This window comes from Streptococcus suis S735 (assembly GCF_000294495.1).
Classification (GTDB): domain Bacteria; phylum Bacillota; class Bacilli; order Lactobacillales; family Streptococcaceae; genus Streptococcus; species Streptococcus suis.
In genome coordinates, this window is record NC_018526.1 from 815,530 (window position 1) to 830,891 (window position 15,362).

Below are 15,362 nucleotides of genomic sequence, written 5' to 3' on the forward strand. Positions count from 1 at the left end.
AATAATATCGCGACAAACAATAAGGAGAATGATTTATGTTTAAGAAAAAAGCAACTCAGATAGTTAGCGAAACGTCAATTAAAAAATCTAGAAAATTTCTTAATCGGAAAACAGCAGGAATAACTGGTGGCGTCCTACTTACAACATTTATCGGTTCACAATTAATGACTGCTGAACTTCCAAAAAAAGATGACCTTTATGGACAACAGTATGTAACAGTCGTAAAACATCTTCAGGAAGCAGGTTTAAAAAATATTCAGGGGGTGGAAATCACTGATTTAGAATTTGGAAAAATAGGTGAAAGCAATCTTGTCGAACTCGTCTCTGTTGACGGAGAAGATTGGAAGGAAGGACGTACTTTAAAAAACATCCCAATTACAATCTCCTACCATGTTCCCAAAAAAGATGCCGTTGAATTCAACCTACCAGCTTCTAAAAATTTAGCAGATGTCGAGAAAGAGCTGAAAGATTCAGGTTTTATGCAAATCGAACTAACTCCTGTTCTGCTAGTAGAAGAAGGCAATGCGGACAAAAAAGATAAAATTGATCGCCTTCAAATCGGAAATCACACCTATCAATCCAATCATTTTTACTCTACTAGTCTCCCTGTTACATTAACCTATTTTGACGTTAGCAAAGATAACATCAAACTACCAGAAAATCTAGCAGAGGCTAAAACAAAACCAGAGCTCGAAAAACAACTAAAAACAGCAGGATTTACAGACATCAAGTGGACTGCTGTTGCAGACAAGGATAAAGCAAAGCACGAAAAAATTCAAAAAATTAATCTAGGTGGTGCAGAGATTCAATTGCCCACCAAACAGGAGATTATCAGCAAAAAATCAACCCCCATTGTAATTACCTACTACGATTTCTCTAGCTTCGCTGAACTGCCATCATCCATTTCAACGAAAACAGCTGCAGATACTAAAAAATTGTTTACCGACGGTGGTTTTTCTCAAGTATCTGAAGTAGCAACAGAGACCAATGAAATTGCTAAAAACGGACAAATCATTGCGGTCGAGATTGATGGAAAATCTTTTAACGAGATGAACGATAAGGTCATCAAAAAAGATAGCAAAGTCATTGTCAAATATTGGAATGCTGAAAAAGCTATTGCTGAGAAAGCACGTAAAGAGGAGGAAGAACGTCTCGCCGCCGAAGCGCAAAAAGTAGCAGAAGCACAAAGCCAAGTTCAGCAATTTACTGCTACACCATCTCAAAACACATATTATCCAAATTGTAAGGCAGTTAGACAAGCAGGAGCTGCACCAATCTATCATGGAGAACCAGGTTACGGTAGTCATTTAGACCGTGATGGAGATGGAGTTGGGTGTGAGTAAGAAAAAACATTGACAACGTTTACATTGCGTGCTATACTACTCTTATAAGGAGGGATTGCTCATGACCTATAAATACCGTATGATTTTATCGTTCCTACTCACTGGATTATTTTTGTATCTAGTAGTAACTGTTTTTAACAAAAGTGTATGGGAAGGCCCATTGTTTCTTGCATTTTCTTTTTACAGCCTGATATATGGTTGTGTTATGCTCTACAAGTGGAAACCAACGGCAGCTAAAATCATTTTCCGATGTATTGGAGAATTTCTCTCTTTACCATGGTCTTAATATCAAACAAGCTCAAAACGGGCTTGTTTTTCTATTTCCTAAATGGTCAATTTATGATAGAATGGAGGGAGTGAAAATTTAAGATTGGAAAGAGAAAAGTGGCTCAATTATATTATAAATATGGGACAATGAACTCAGGAAAAACCATTGAGATTTTGAAGGTTGCCCACAACTATGAAGAACAAGGAAAACCTGTTGTTATCATGACATCTGCACTTGATACTCGTGATGCCTTTGGTGTTGTATCCAGTCGTATAGGCATGAGAAGAGATGCAGTGGCGATTGACGATGATATGGATATCTTTGGTTTTATTGAAAAAATGGAACCGCGTCCTTACTGTGTTCTCATTGATGAAGCACAATTTCTTCGACGTCATCACGTCTACGCACTTGCTCGCGTAGTCGATGAATTAGATGTACCCGTTATGGCTTTCGGTCTTAAAAATGATTTCCGAAATGAACTATTTGAAGGTTCCCAACATTTGCTCTTATTGGCTGATAAATTAGATGAAATCAAAACAATCTGCCAATATTGTTCTAAAAAAGCGACAATGGTTTTGAGAACACAGGATGGAAAACCTACTTATGAAGGAGAACAAATCCAAATTGGTGGCAATGAAACCTACATTCCTGTCTGTCGCAAACATTATTTTTCACCAGAAATTAAAGATTTACCCTAATTTTTGAAAATGAAATGAGAAGCAACTGTAAACTGAGCAACTATATAGAACTGAATTTGCCTATGACTCTGTGCCAATTTTCATAACTTACATACTACGGCAAAGGAATTGAACACGCCCTACAAGCTGTGTCAAAAAGATAATTTCTCCAAGTGTTTGTAACACTTGGTCAAAATTCCTATTTTGACTGTGCTTGCTTAACGGGCTTTGTATCTTAATGGAATTGAACACGCCCTACAAGCTAACTAGAAGTGTGTGCGGTCAAATATTTAGAAAGGAATTGAATACGGGCTACGAACTGTGCCTGTTTCATGACCTACATATTACAGAAAGGAATTGAACACGCCCTACAAGCTGTGTCAAAAAGATAATTTCTCCGAGTGTTTGTAACACTTGGTCGAAATTCCTATTTTGACTGTGCTTGCTTAACGGGCTTTGTATCTTAATCTTATGAACATCTACGATCAATTACAGGCGGTGGAAGACCGCTACGAGGAACTTGGTGAATTGTTGTCTGACCCTGATGTAGTCAGCGATACCAAGCGTTTTATGGAGTTGTCTAAGGAAGAAGCTACAACTCGTGATACAGTAACAGCCTACCGCGAATATAAGACTGTACTTCAAAACATTGTCGATGCAGAAGAGATGATTAAAGAATCTTCTGGTGATGCTGACTTGGAGGAAATGGCTAAGGAAGAACTCAAACAAGCTAAGGCTGATAAAGAAGCTTACGAAGAAAAGCTGAAAATCCTTCTTTTACCAAAAGACCCTAACGATGACAAAAACATCATCTTGGAAATCCGTGGTGCCGCAGGTGGTGATGAAGCTGCCCTCTTTGCTGGAGACCTTTTGACCATGTATCAAAAATATGCAGAAGGTCAAGGCTGGCGTTTTGAGGTTATGGAGGCTTCATATAACGGTGTCGGCGGTATCAAGGAAGTGGTTGCCATGGTCTCTGGTCAATCCGTTTATTCAAAACTCAAGTATGAATCAGGAGCTCACCGTGTCCAACGTGTCCCTGTGACAGAAAGCCAAGGTCGTGTCCACACCTCGACAGCAACTGTCCTCATCATGCCAGAAGTTGAAGAAGTGGAATACGACATCGATCCAAAAGATCTTCGTGTCGATATTTACCACGCATCTGGTGCTGGTGGACAGAACGTCAATAAGGTTGCGACTGCCGTTCGTATCGTTCACTTGCCAACCAACATCAAGGTCGAAATGCAGGAAGAACGGACTCAGCAGAAAAACCGTGAAAAGGCCATGAAGATTATCCGTGCCCGTGTTGCGGATCACTTTGCACAGATTGCCCAAGATGAGCAGGATGCTGAGCGTAAATCAACTATCGGTACAGGTGACCGCTCAGAGCGCATCCGTACATACAACTTCCCACAAAACCGTGTGACAGACCACCGTATCGGCTTAACCTTGCAAAAGCTGGATACTATCTTGTCAGGTAAGATGGACGAAGTCGTAGATGCCCTTGTTCTCTACGATCAAACGCAAAAACTAGAAGAGCTTAACAAATAATGAATTACGCTCAATTATTTGCAGCATACGAAGAACAATTAGTCGCAATCGGTGAAGAGGCAGAATCCCTGTCCTTCACCTTTCGTGGCTTAAAGGGATTGAACTTTACGGAATTTCTCCTCCTGCTCCGTCAGGAAGTCACACCGACTGACAAAGAAGAGATTGATGCGATTTTTCAGCAACTTTCCCAACACCGACCTGCCCAGTACATTATCGGCAAAGCTGATTTTCATGGCTTGGAGTTTGCGGTGGATGAGCGAGTCTTGATTCCAAGACCTGAAACGGAAGAATTAGTTGATTTGATTTTGCAGGAAAATAGCGGAGCAAGTTTGCGTATCTTAGACATCGGTACAGGAAGCGGTGCCATAGCTATTTCCCTTGCAAAAGCTAGACCTGATTGGGAAGTGGTAGCGGTTGACATTTCAAATGATGCCCTAGCAGTGGCTCAGGAAAATGCAAGAACCAACCAAGTCTCTGTTCACTTTCTAGAATCGGATGTCTTGCAAGCTGTGACAGGGAAATTTGACATCATTGTTTCTAATCCGCCCTATATCTCACCAGATGACACAGATGAAGTTGGACTCAATGTATTGACTTCTGAGCCTCATCTTGCCTTATTTGCGGAAGAAGATGGCATGGCTATCTATAGACAAATTGCGGAGCAAGCAGGGGCATTTTTGAAGGAAAATGGAAAACTCTACTTTGAAATTGGCTACAAGCAAGGGCAAGACCTAACCGACTTACTCGCTCTGCATTTCCCCCAAAAGCAAATTCGAGTCCTCAAAGACCAATTTGGACAGGATAGAAAGGTCGTAGCGGATGACAATGGATAAACTCCGAACAATTCTTGAAAATGGTGGTGCTGTTATCCTTCCAACTGAAACAGTCTATGGGCTTTTTGCCCAAGCCTTGAATGAAGATGCAGTCAATCGTGTCTATCAGTTGAAACAGCGTCCGCGGGACAAGGCAATGAACTTAAATGTCTCAAATCTGAACGATATTTATTTTTTCAGTCAAAATACACCCTTTTTTCTGGAGAAACTGTATAATAGATTTATGCCAGGACCGCTAACGATTATCCTGAAAGCAAACGACAACGTTCCTTTTTGGGTTAATTCTGGACTGGATACTGTTGGTTTTCGTCTTCCTAATCACGAACAAACCTTACGTTTGATTTCAGAGACTGGCCCACTTATTGGACCGTCCGCCAATATTTCAGGAAACGAAAGTGGCAAGAAGTTTTCGGACATCCAGGCACAATTTTCAGTTGATTTGCCTGGCATTGAGGATGACCAAGCTCTAACAGGCATTGATTCAACGATTTTGGACCTTTCTGGACAGAAAGCGCGGATTTTGCGCCAAGGTGCTATCAGCCGCGAAGAGATTCAGAAAGCCATTCCCGAAATAGAATTTGAGGTAGTTTTATGATTCGTCCCATTGAGAAAAGTGACTTGATAGTCATCCGAGAAATCAATGCTCAATCCTTAGGGTATGATTGTTCATTGGAACAAACTGAGCGACAGTTTTTTAGATGCACGAGCACATTGGGGCATATCTTGTTGGTCTATATAGATGACATAAGTGGCGCAGTGCAAGGTTACATTCACGCACAAGTCTATGAAAGTCTCTATTCGGATACAGGCCTCAATATTCTCGGACTAGCTGTTTTGCCTGGTCATCAAGGACAAGGGATTGGAGCAAGCCTGCTGAAAGCCGTTGAGCAAATTGCACAGAAAGAGGGCTACCATTTTATTCGCCTCAATTCTGCTGAAAGTCGTCTCCAAGCCCATCTTTTCTACGAAAAGAATGGCTATCACTCCGATAAAATGCAGAAGCGTTTTATCAAGCACATTTAGCCCAATACAAAGGAGTACCGTATATGATTTTTGACAAAGTTAACTACAAAGAATTTGATAAAGAAGTTTGGGAAGCTATCCAAGCTGAAGAAAAACGCCAACAAAATAATATCGAATTGATTGCGTCTGAAAACGTTGTTTCTAAAGCTGTTATGGCAGCTCAAGGTTCTATTTTGACCAATAAATACGCAGAAGGTTACCCAGGTCGTCGTTACTATGGCGGTACGGAATGCGTTGACGTAGTTGAAAGTTTAGCTATTGAACGTGCTAAAGAAATATTCGGTGCAAAATTTGCTAACGTTCAGCCGCACTCAGGAAGCCAGGCCAATTGTGCTGCCTACATGGCCTTGATTGAGCCAGGAGACACTGTTATGGGGATGGACTTAGCTGCAGGTGGTCACTTGACTCACGGTGCATCAGTTAGCTTCTCAGGACAAACTTACAACTTTGTAGCTTACAATGTTGACGAAGAAACTGGCTTGCTTGATTACGATGCAATTTTAAAACAAGCAAAAGAAGTACAGCCAAAATTGATTGTAGCAGGTGCTTCAGCCTATGCCCGTACAATTGACTTTGCTAAATTCCGCGAAATTGCAGATGCAGTGGGGGCCAAACTGATGGTGGATATGGCTCATATTGCTGGTCTTGTAGCAGCAGGTCTTCATCCGAACCCAGTGCCACATGCCCATATTACAACAACTACGACTCATAAAACTCTTCGTGGGCCACGTGGTGGTTTAATTTTGACCAATGATGAAGAGCTCATCAAGAAAATCAACTCAGCCATCTTCCCAGGCATCCAAGGTGGTCCATTAGAGCATGTCATTGCTGCAAAAGCCGTATCTTTCAAAGAAGTTTTGGACCCAGCTTTCAAAGACTATGCTCAGAAAGTGATTGAGAACAGCAAGGCCATGGCCGAAGTCTTCCTTGCAAACCCTAACTTTAAAGTCATCACAGGAGGAACAGACAACCATCTCTTCCTCGTTGACGTGACCAAAGTTGTTGAAAATGGTAAAGTTGCTCAGCATCTCTTGGATGAAGTAAATATTACTCTCAATAAAAACTCAATTCCTTACGAAAAACTCTCACCATTCAAAACAAGCGGTATCCGTATTGGCTCTGCGGCCATTACTGCTCGTGGTTTTGGAGTAGAGGAAGCTCGCAAGGTTGCACAACTAACTATCAAAGCACTTGAAAATGCAGAAAATGAAAAAGCTCTTGAGGAAGTCCGTCAAGAAGTGCGTGCTTTGACAGATCAATTCCCACTTTACGAAGGTTTATAATGGATATATTTGTAAAAAAAGCCATCATACATCAATTTAGTCCTGATGATACAGAGCTGGTCCTTTCCGACCAGCTTTTGACTGTTAGCCCAAAAATAGAAGAATATTTGCGTAAAAAGATTGAACGTGTCTTTTCTGATGAAGCAAAAACAGGACAATTTAACCCCGACAATCCTTTTCTTGACTATTTAGATGGCGACCTACTGACCAACTCTGTCAAGATTGCTAATCTATGGAAAGAAGAATTTTCAATTTCTGAGAATTTAAAAACCAATGACCTCATTTTCATAGAGTTTGAACGAAATGGTGTTGAACATTTTGCCTTTTTGAGAATCTCACTGCGTGAAAATCTCGCCCACGTTGGTCTGGAAAGCGGAAGTCCTTTAAAAATCACCCAGAATAATTTACCTGGAGCAGGTTCAGCACCTGATGAAGCCTTGATTGTCAATCTTCAAACGCGGAAGTATCATTTGATTGAGAAAAGAATCAAACACAATGGAGCCTTCCTCAATTATTTCTCAGATAATCTTCTGCAAGTTACACCAGCTATTTCTGCAAAAAAATCAATCAAAGCAGTAGAGCAAACTGCACAGAAGATTGCTGACAATTTCCATCAAGGCGATTTTCAATTTCAATCGAAAGTCAAGTCAGCTATTTTCAACAATTTGGAAGAAGATAATGAGCTTTCACCTGAAAAATTGGCTGATCAGTTATTCGATAACAACCTGACCGCTCGTTTAAATTTCGTCGATCAACTGAAAGAGGTCATACCTGATAAGATTTCCTTCGATGAAATTGATAGTAGCCGTCAACTTAAGAAATTTGAAAATCAGAAGCTATCTTTATCAAACGGAATTGAGTTGATTGTGCCAAATGCAATCTATGAGGATGCAGAATCGGTTGAGTTTATTCAAAATGACAACGGGACCTATTCTATTCTTATCAAAAATATTGAAGACATAAAGAGCAAGTAAATGAAAAAACTGATACGTACGCTGATACTTCTTTTGCTGATTTTTCTCGGTTACAAATTCTATCAAACCTACAATGCAGTCAAGCAAGTGATGACCTATCAAACTATGGTACAAGAAGTATTGGCTGAAAACGACACACCAGCTAATGAAGAACTAGTCCTAGCAATGATTTACACAGAAACCAAGGGACAAGAAGCAGATGTCATGCAATCGAGTGAGTCCGCTACTGGCTATGCTAACACTATCACGGATAGTAGAGAGAGTATCAGGCAAGGAATTATCTACCTGACAGAAAACCTACGGTTGGCTGAGGAAAAAGGAGTAGAGGTTTGGACAGCAGTTCAGGCATATAATTTCGGTCCAGCCTATATTGACTATATTGCTGAACATGGTGGAGAACATACACTCTCTTTAGCTAAAGAATACTCCAGAACAGTAGTAGCACCAAGCTTAGGGAATACTACAGAAGAAACATATACCTATTTTCATCCCTTGGCTTTGCTAAATGGTGGGAAGTTATATGTAAATGGTGGAAATATCTACTATGCTAGACAGGTTCGTTTTAATATGCACCTGATGCGCCTCATTAATTTATTTTAATACCTATCAAACTCATCGGAAATCTGATGAGTTTTTAACTACAGCATTTTTACAAACTAGGTAAAATTGTAGTATAATAAAGAGAATAGGAGACAGAGTGATGAAACGAAATGTATTGATTACAGGTGCAAGTAGTGGTATTGGCAAAGCAATCGCTTATGTGTTTGCTGCTAATGGTGATAATATCATCATTACAGGACGAAGATTGGACAAACTAGAAGAAATTAAGCAAGATATTGAAAAGCAATACCATGTTCAGGTGTCAGTTCATTCATTTGATGTTACGAATATGGAACAAACGATTGTAAATTGTCAAAAAATTTTAGAAGAAGTTGGTCAAATTCATATTTTGGTAAACAATGCTGGCCTGGCATTGGGATTGGACAAATTCCAAGACTATGATTTGACTGACATGATGACAATGATTGATACCAATATTAAAGGATTACTAACTGTGACACGTCAGTTATTGCCACAAATGGTTGAAAATAATGAGGGTCATATTATCAATATTGGATCAACGGCCGGTATTTACGCCTATGCAGGAGCTGCTGTCTATGCTGCAACCAAATCAGCTGTCAAAGTGCTTTCAGACGGGATCCGTATTGACACGATTGATAAAAATATCAAGGTAACTACGTTACAACCCGGTATCGTTGAGACTGATTTTAGCCAAGTCCGTTTTCATGGAGATAAAGAGAGAGCAGCGACAGTCTATCAAGGAATTGATGCTCTTCAAGCAAATGATATTGCCAGCTGTACTCTATTTGTTGCAAATCAACCTGCACATGTGCAGATTTCTGATATGACCATTATGGCAACCAAACAGGCAACTGGCTTTACTATTCATAGAGATTAGAGGGGAGATAGCTAGAATGAAAAGAAAATATTTAGCACTCGCTCTTGGCTTGCTCACTATCATGTCGCTTTCTGCCTGTCAAACTGAAAAGAAGGGCAGTTCCGCAAGTACCTCAACTGCTGATACCCAGGTTTCTAATGCCAATACAAGCACGTCATCAACAATCCAACGTGAGATTTCTCTTAGTTCTATGGATATAGATGCTCTAATGCAAGGCAATTACGATAGTATACTAGGCACCTGGCAAAATAGCCAAGGAAATTCACTAGTCTTCAATAGCAAAGGATTAGTAGCAGATAGCCAGTCCTTACTTGGCCGCGGAAAAATAACTGACGGAATTTTTGAAACAGGCTATGTAGACGCAACGATTGGCGATGTAACACTATTAATGATTCCCAAAGGAACACAAGCAAATACAACTGAGACAGACACTACTGACTCTACGCGCGATAGAATGATTGTAATAAGCCAAGAAACAACAGCAGACGTGGTAGATGTCTATTATCGCTTGACCAATTCAGCCACTAGCGGTATAGACCCATTAAAAAATACTGAAACAGGCGTCCAGTTGGATAGTGGACCAAAAACGATTGATTATGCCAACTCAATTTTAGGCGAAAACAATTGGCGCGTCATTGAAGGTAACTACACGCGCACCGAATCTATTCCTTATAATATTTTGGAAGGCGATGATAATGCCCGTTACACTATTTACCAAAACGGTGTTATTATCAATGCAGATTATCAAATTGTTTATCAACCATAATGATTCTCTAGGAGGTTAGATGTGACATTCACATCATTTGAACCAACACGCAATGTGCAAGATTTTCATTTGGCAGCATTTGCCTACTATGATGGACTAGATGTAATCGACCAACTCAAGCCAGGAACACCTGTTCAGCTAGTCGGAGAACCTTCAAACCCACATGACTCAGAAGCTGTAGCAATCTTTTATCAGGGCACAAAGTTAGGATATATCCCATCGGATAAAAACTCACTAATCAGTCGCTTAATCTATTTTGGACACGGCGATATTCTAGAGGCACGTATTCAGATGTCCAATACAGAAAATCATCCTGATCGCCAGTTTCGAGTCGTTGTAAAACTAAAAGATAATCGTAAAAATGATAGTCGGTAATTTACCAACCTACCCATTTTCTACTTAACACGGAGCTGTGCTCTCTGTTTTTGTTCTTCAATAATGCTTAAAAAGGCTGCAAACTCCCTATCTAGGCGATGTTGGTAGGCCTTATTTTTTATTGTGAGATCTTCCAGGAACACTGGATAGGTTCCTTTTTTATACAATTCTCCTTGAAAGAAGAAGCGGTCCGATAATTTATCAACTGAAACAAGAGAAGAACGCCAGCGGCTTTTACGAGAATGAGAAGGTTTCCAAGATATTTTTAATTGCTTCTCATAAAAGTACCAGCCCATAATATAGATTTTAGTAATCTGATTTCGTTTTCTGTCTTGATAGAAACAAGGAACTGCATAAACATTTCCATGCTTTGTTTGCAAAAAAGGATGGAAATCTTTTATCTTTTCGTATTCTTTCTTTGGAATAAGGGTTAATTGATTATCCTTAATAACCTTCTTTTCATCAATAGTATATGAATAACGGTAGGGGTCATAAATGGTTGATTGTCCACGCGCTCTATAACGCTCTGCCATTTCCTTAAAAATAGGTAGACGTCTATAACCATCCATCAGACTAGATAGACTAAGCCCTCGTCGATTATTATTTTTCTTCACACCAAGAATCTGGCAGGTAGACCAATAATTGATAGGAATGGCTCCTAATCCTACCAGAAGACCGGCGCTGTCAAAATGACTGGCAAAGCGTACCTCACGAGTGTGACCAGTCTCATTTTTCAAATCAACAAATACAGGTTGCTTGTCCTGTTCAAAAACAATTATATAATTTCCAGAAGACTCCGTATTTTCTCTAATTGGAACGGTGTAGAAGTGGTGAAAATTTGGTAATTCTAGTAACTTTCCAAGTGTTGATGTTTTCATAACACAAGTATAACAAAAAATATTTTTCAAATCCACAAAAATGTTTAATTCGTTAAACATAGATATAAAGAAGCTGGGAAAGACATCCATGACGACTTTCCCACTCCCACCGTTTATTCAAGGATAGGTGATGATTGTCTTATCTACCGAATCTTCTAAAGCCTGGCGCGATTCTTCTGATAAACGCAAATCCGCAAGGGTTTGTTCTGAAAAATAGTAGGGATTTAGACTATCTACAAATGCAGAAATTGAAATGACAGCTTTCTCCAATATCAGAGATTTTTCAGTGTAAGCAAAGGGAATAGCAGACCAATCATCACTCTCGAACATTTCTAAAATATCTTTTTGAACTTGAATTTCAGCCTCATTTTTAGCTGAAACTAGGATTGTTTTTAGTGTAGCACGAAAACTTTCCTTGTCTTGCACCAAGTCTTCCAAGGTCAACAAGCTTTCATCTGCCTTCTCATAGAAAATATCTAATTCCGTCTCTGACGAAGTAGTCACATGGAGCCAGTCAGCCTTGATACTGGTTTTCATTACTGCATAGGCAGAAGCATTTTCAAAGGGACTGCTGCGCGTTTGAGGATAGAGAACAATCCACTCTTTCTGGAATAGATTGTCAGGTTTAGCTATTTTCAGTTCCTCCTCAGAAGCTGTACCAATCCGCTGGCTGATAGCAGTAGTGTCATCTTGCTGAAAGAATCCAATGATACGCGGATTTTGCGGACCGCCAATGGCATCAATTTTTGTTCCCAGATCATTAATAATGCGTATGTTCAAGGCATGACACTGCTCATTTAATAGTCTATTTTGCTATTTTCCGAGCCAGTAGATTCCAATACAAGATAGACCAGTAGCAATAAGCAAGACAAGTAACAGCACTTTCGAGTATTTCAGCACAGCCATCACACCTTTCTAAAACGCTTTCAGTCATATATTATCATATATAAATATCAAAAGAAACTATTTTAAGGTACCACATTAAACTGTTACACAAGTATATAAATTCTAAGTTTACGACAGGAATGTTTAATGATAAAATATAGGTAAATTCGAACTCATAATTTAATAGGTGTAGATACAACACCGTTGGAGGATACTATGGATGAACAAAATCAATTCAATTGGGTAAACTTTTATAAGGAATTTGCTTGGAAATTAGTAGACTATAAAGATAATAGAGCAGAGCTGGTTGAGAAAGTAAAAGCTATCTATACCAAAACAAAGATACATATGCCCACGTTAGAAAAGGACAATCGACTGATAGATATTGATCCTTTTACGATATTTGGACTCTTCAATAAGCAAATAAAAGAGGAGAATCGCATTAAAATTCTGACAGCTATAGCAGAATTATTCAACCTCCAAACGGAAATCCCATCCTCTTTTGAAAGTATACCAGTACTGATGAATCAGAATGCGACTTTCTATTATTTTATCGGAGATCGTGATGAGAATGATATTGATGACTTATGGGAACTTTTCATTGCTGCTTTGACCTATAGCAAGGAGCCTACGGCTGAGAAGAAAGAAAAATTTTCACACTATTTTGATTTGGCTATAAACAAGAAAGGAAATGGCAACAGCAAGATTACGATGGCCTTGTATTGGATTGCTCCCGACTTTTTCTTGAGCTTAGATAGTCAAAATGAAGCGTATGTGTATGAGTCTGGGGAGATTCCAACTGACATTGTCCAAAAATTACCAAAGATGAAGTCAAAAATTTCTGCCGATGATTATTTTTATATCTCGGACTCTATGCATCATTATTTAAACAGTGCAGAGAGCAAACTGAAAGATTTTAAAGAATTATCATCCATGGCTTGGAAATACTCTAAACAGATCAATCAAGAAGAGAAGGAAAGAAGTGCTGGAACAATTTCTCCACTGGCTGATGAAACTGATACTGGAAACGAGATAGGTAGTGAAGAGGTAGTAGAAGATAGCTATACGAAAAATCACTTCCTATCAGAAGTCTATATGACAGAAGAAGAGTATGATCAATTAACCTCCATACTCCAAATGAAAAAGAATATCATCTTACAAGGAGCGCCAGGAGTTGGAAAGACGTTTATTGCAGAACGCCTAGCATTTTCATTAATGGGTAAACCAGATTTAGAAAGGGTCATGACAATTCAGTTTCACCAAAGCTATTCCTACGAGGACTTCATCATGGGCTTTAGGCCTTCGACAAGTGGCTTTGAGCTGAGAAGAGGGGCATTCTATACTTTCTGCAAAAAAGCAGAGTCTGACAAGAGTCATAATTATTTCTTTATTATTGATGAAATAAACAGGGGAAATTTGAGCAAAATTTTTGGTGAATTGTTTATGCTGATAGAAAATGACAAACGAGGCAAGTCTTTACAGCTCCTCTACTCGGATGAGCAATTCTCAATTCCAGAAAATCTATATATCATCGGTATGATGAATACCGCAGATAGGAGTTTGGCCCTACTTGATTATGCACTGAGACGACGCTTTGCCTTCTTTGACATCAAGCCAGGTTTTTCAACTACGGGATTCAAAGATTATCAAGCAAATCTGAAAAACGAAAAATTCGATAGACTCATTTCCTGTGTAGAAAAGCTAAATCAGGCCATTTCAACAGAGGAAGTACTGGGAGATAGCTTCTGTATTGGGCATAGTTACTTCTGCGGTTTATCGGCAGAAGTACTGGAACAAGGTTTGCTAGAAGCCATTGTTGAATATGAACTGATTCCCCTCTTGAAAGAATATTGGTTTGATGAACCGACAAAAATTTATGATTGGAGTAGTAAGTTAAGGAGTGCCATCCAGTGATACCTGTCCAAAATATCTACTATATGCTATCCTACGCATTCAAAATCCTTCATGAGCAGGAATATAAACGGATCGCTACTGAAGAATTTAAAAATGCTGCAGATCTACTGGCGGAAATAATGATAATCAGCCTCTCGATACAGGTGAAAAGAGGACTTGGTCGAGAGTATCGTTCTCAAACCGAGTCACTCTCGGCACTTAAAGGTAAAATAAATATCTCTGAATCTTTAACACCTCCGAATTGGCGTAGAAAGCAACTTGTTTGCCAATACGATGATTTTTCTCTTGACAGTAGAATGAATCGCATTATCAAAGCAAGCATTGAGATACTGCTAAAAGCTGATATAAGCAGGGACAGGAAAAAGAAATTGAGAAAACTCTTAGTTTTCTTTGGAGAAGTCTCAAAAATTAATCTACACTCAATCAATTGGAATTTACAATACAATCGAAACAATCAATCGTATCAATTACTAATGTCAATCTGCTATTTGGTGGTGAATGGATTAATTCATACAGAGAGGGAGGGGAATAAGAAATTGATGAATTTTCTTGATGAGCGGAGGGAATCCTTGCTATATGAGAAGTTCATTCTTGGATATTATAAAAAGCATTATCCCCAAATACAGGTTACCGCCTCTCAGATACCTTGGGCACTAGATGATGGTTTTGGAGAAATGCTCCCCATCATGCAGAGTGATATTTACCTCAAATATAAAGATACTATATTGATTATTGATGCTAAATATTATTCTAGTAACACACAGATTCGCTTTGATAAGCGCACACTCCATTCAAATAATCTATACCAAATTTTTACCTATGTGAAAAACCAGGCTTATCGCCTGTCAGATTCAAACGATACAGTAGCAGGAATGCTTCTATACGCTAAAACCGATATAGATATTCAACCTAATCAGGTCTACCAAATGCATGGAAACCGGATTAGTGTCAAAAATTTGGACTTAAATCCTGCCGTTTGCAAGTATTGCTGAACAACTGGATGACATCATTACATCGCATTTTGCATCCCCTCCAAAACTGTACTAGTTAGAGCTCTAAGCTAGAAAACAAAAAAACAATCAAAGTAGTAGCACTAAACTACTCTTTGATTGTTTTTTTATAAGACTCTTTCC

At 39.1% G+C, this 15,362-nt stretch carries 14 protein-coding genes and 2 pseudogenes; 14 read left to right on the forward strand and 2 right to left on the reverse strand.

Annotated features, from left to right (window positions below):
• The first annotated feature begins 35 nt into the window (after positions 1–35).
• From YYK_RS04005 to YYK_RS04065, 12 genes are all read left to right on the forward strand, one after another.
• Positions 36–1,343 carry an excalibur calcium-binding domain-containing protein gene (locus YYK_RS04005; protein WP_012028097.1) on the forward strand — a complete coding sequence of 436 codons (1,308 nt, stop codon included), beginning with the start codon at positions 36–38 and terminating at the stop codon, positions 1,341–1,343.
• 384 nt (positions 1,344–1,727) lie between these two features.
• Positions 1,728–2,309 (forward strand): thymidine kinase, encoded by a 582-nt coding sequence (locus tag YYK_RS04015; protein ID WP_012028098.1) that lies wholly within the window; start codon positions 1,728–1,730, stop codon positions 2,307–2,309.
• A gap of 450 nt (positions 2,310–2,759) precedes the next feature.
• Positions 2,760–3,839 (forward strand): peptide chain release factor 1, encoded by a 1,080-nt coding sequence (gene prfA / locus YYK_RS04020; RefSeq protein WP_012775090.1) that lies wholly within the window; start codon positions 2,760–2,762, stop codon positions 3,837–3,839.
• A complete protein-coding gene (gene prmC, locus YYK_RS04025; protein ID WP_011922371.1) occupies positions 3,839–4,672 on the forward strand; it encodes a peptide chain release factor N(5)-glutamine methyltransferase in 834 nt (277 codons plus the stop codon). The genes prfA and prmC overlap by 1 nt, the downstream gene beginning before the upstream one ends.
• The gene (locus YYK_RS04030) at positions 4,665–5,267 is read left to right on the forward strand and encodes an L-threonylcarbamoyladenylate synthase (RefSeq protein WP_012775091.1); all 603 of its coding nucleotides are present in this window, start codon (positions 4,665–4,667) and stop codon (positions 5,265–5,267) included. The genes prmC and YYK_RS04030 overlap by 8 nt, the downstream gene beginning before the upstream one ends.
• Positions 5,264–5,695 carry a GNAT family N-acetyltransferase gene (locus tag YYK_RS04035; RefSeq protein ID WP_011922373.1) on the forward strand — a complete coding sequence of 144 codons (432 nt, stop codon included), beginning with the start codon at positions 5,264–5,266 and terminating at the stop codon, positions 5,693–5,695. The genes YYK_RS04030 and YYK_RS04035 overlap by 4 nt, the downstream gene beginning before the upstream one ends.
• 23 nt (positions 5,696–5,718) lie before the next feature.
• Positions 5,719–6,978 (forward strand): serine hydroxymethyltransferase, encoded by a 1,260-nt coding sequence (gene glyA, locus YYK_RS04040; RefSeq protein WP_011922374.1) that lies wholly within the window; start codon positions 5,719–5,721, stop codon positions 6,976–6,978.
• A complete protein-coding gene (locus YYK_RS04045) occupies positions 6,978–7,952 on the forward strand; it encodes a nucleoid-associated protein (protein ID WP_002943200.1) in 975 nt (324 codons plus the stop codon). The genes glyA and YYK_RS04045 overlap by 1 nt, the downstream gene beginning before the upstream one ends.
• Entirely contained in the window at positions 7,953–8,552 is a 600-nt protein-coding gene (locus YYK_RS04050; protein ID WP_011922375.1) for a lysozyme family protein, read from the forward strand.
• Between the two features lie 100 nt (positions 8,553–8,652).
• Positions 8,653–9,411 carry an SDR family NAD(P)-dependent oxidoreductase gene (locus YYK_RS04055; RefSeq protein ID WP_002943202.1) on the forward strand — a complete coding sequence of 253 codons (759 nt, stop codon included), beginning with the start codon at positions 8,653–8,655 and terminating at the stop codon, positions 9,409–9,411.
• A 16-nt stretch (positions 9,412–9,427) separates the two neighbouring features.
• Positions 9,428–10,177 carry a DUF6287 domain-containing protein gene (locus tag YYK_RS04060; protein ID WP_012775625.1) on the forward strand — a complete coding sequence of 250 codons (750 nt, stop codon included), beginning with the start codon at positions 9,428–9,430 and terminating at the stop codon, positions 10,175–10,177.
• A gap of 21 nt (positions 10,178–10,198) precedes the next feature.
• Positions 10,199–10,552: an HIRAN domain-containing protein gene (locus tag YYK_RS04065; protein ID WP_002943204.1), complete on the forward strand. Its 354-nt coding sequence runs from the start codon at positions 10,199–10,201 to the stop codon at positions 10,550–10,552.
• 20 nt (positions 10,553–10,572) lie between these two features.
• On the opposite strand, the gene YYK_RS04070 is transcribed toward YYK_RS04065, so the two are convergent.
• Both YYK_RS04070 and YYK_RS04075 read right to left on the reverse strand, forming a co-directional pair.
• Positions 10,573–11,520, reverse strand: coding sequence for a hypothetical protein (locus YYK_RS04070; RefSeq protein WP_011922378.1), 948 nt, complete (start codon positions 11,518–11,520; stop codon positions 10,573–10,575).
• Positions 11,521–11,547: 27 nt separating this feature from the next.
• Positions 11,548–12,336: pseudogene (locus YYK_RS04075) on the reverse strand (hypothetical protein).
• Positions 12,337–12,531: 195 nt separating this feature from the next.
• Between YYK_RS04075 and YYK_RS04080 the strand changes: the two are divergent.
• A complete protein-coding gene (locus YYK_RS04080) occupies positions 12,532–14,229 on the forward strand; it encodes an AAA family ATPase (protein WP_012775094.1) in 1,698 nt (565 codons plus the stop codon).
• A pseudogene (gene mcrC, locus YYK_RS04085) lies at positions 14,226–15,276 on the forward strand (5-methylcytosine-specific restriction endonuclease system specificity protein McrC). Before YYK_RS04080 ends, mcrC begins: the two are co-directional and overlap by 4 nt.
• Positions 15,277–15,362: the final 86 nt, after the last annotated feature.

Bases quoted from the DNA above. Each gene is read 5' to 3' on its own strand.
- YYK_RS04005 (WP_012028097.1), top strand. From the start codon at position 36: ATGTTTAAGAAAAAAGCAACTCAGATAGTTAGCGAAACGTCAATTAAA.
- prfA (WP_012775090.1), top strand. From the start codon at position 2,760: ATGAACATCTACGATCAATTACAGGCGGTGGAAGACCGCTACGAGGAA.
- prmC (WP_011922371.1), top strand. From the start codon at position 3,839: ATGAATTACGCTCAATTATTTGCAGCATACGAAGAACAATTAGTCGCA.
- YYK_RS04030 (WP_012775091.1), top strand. From the start codon at position 4,665: ATGGATAAACTCCGAACAATTCTTGAAAATGGTGGTGCTGTTATCCTT.
- YYK_RS04035 (WP_011922373.1), top strand. From the start codon at position 5,264: ATGATTCGTCCCATTGAGAAAAGTGACTTGATAGTCATCCGAGAAATC.
- glyA (WP_011922374.1), top strand. From the start codon at position 5,719: ATGATTTTTGACAAAGTTAACTACAAAGAATTTGATAAAGAAGTTTGG.
- YYK_RS04045 (WP_002943200.1), top strand. From the start codon at position 6,978: ATGGATATATTTGTAAAAAAAGCCATCATACATCAATTTAGTCCTGAT.
- YYK_RS04050 (WP_011922375.1), top strand. From the start codon at position 7,953: ATGAAAAAACTGATACGTACGCTGATACTTCTTTTGCTGATTTTTCTC.
- YYK_RS04055 (WP_002943202.1), top strand. From the start codon at position 8,653: ATGAAACGAAATGTATTGATTACAGGTGCAAGTAGTGGTATTGGCAAA.
- YYK_RS04060 (WP_012775625.1), top strand. From the start codon at position 9,428: ATGAAAAGAAAATATTTAGCACTCGCTCTTGGCTTGCTCACTATCATG.
- YYK_RS04070 (WP_011922378.1), bottom strand. From the start codon at position 11,520: ATGGATGTCTTTCCCAGCTTCTTTATATCTATGTTTAACGAATTAAAC.
- YYK_RS04080 (WP_012775094.1), top strand. From the start codon at position 12,532: ATGGATGAACAAAATCAATTCAATTGGGTAAACTTTTATAAGGAATTT.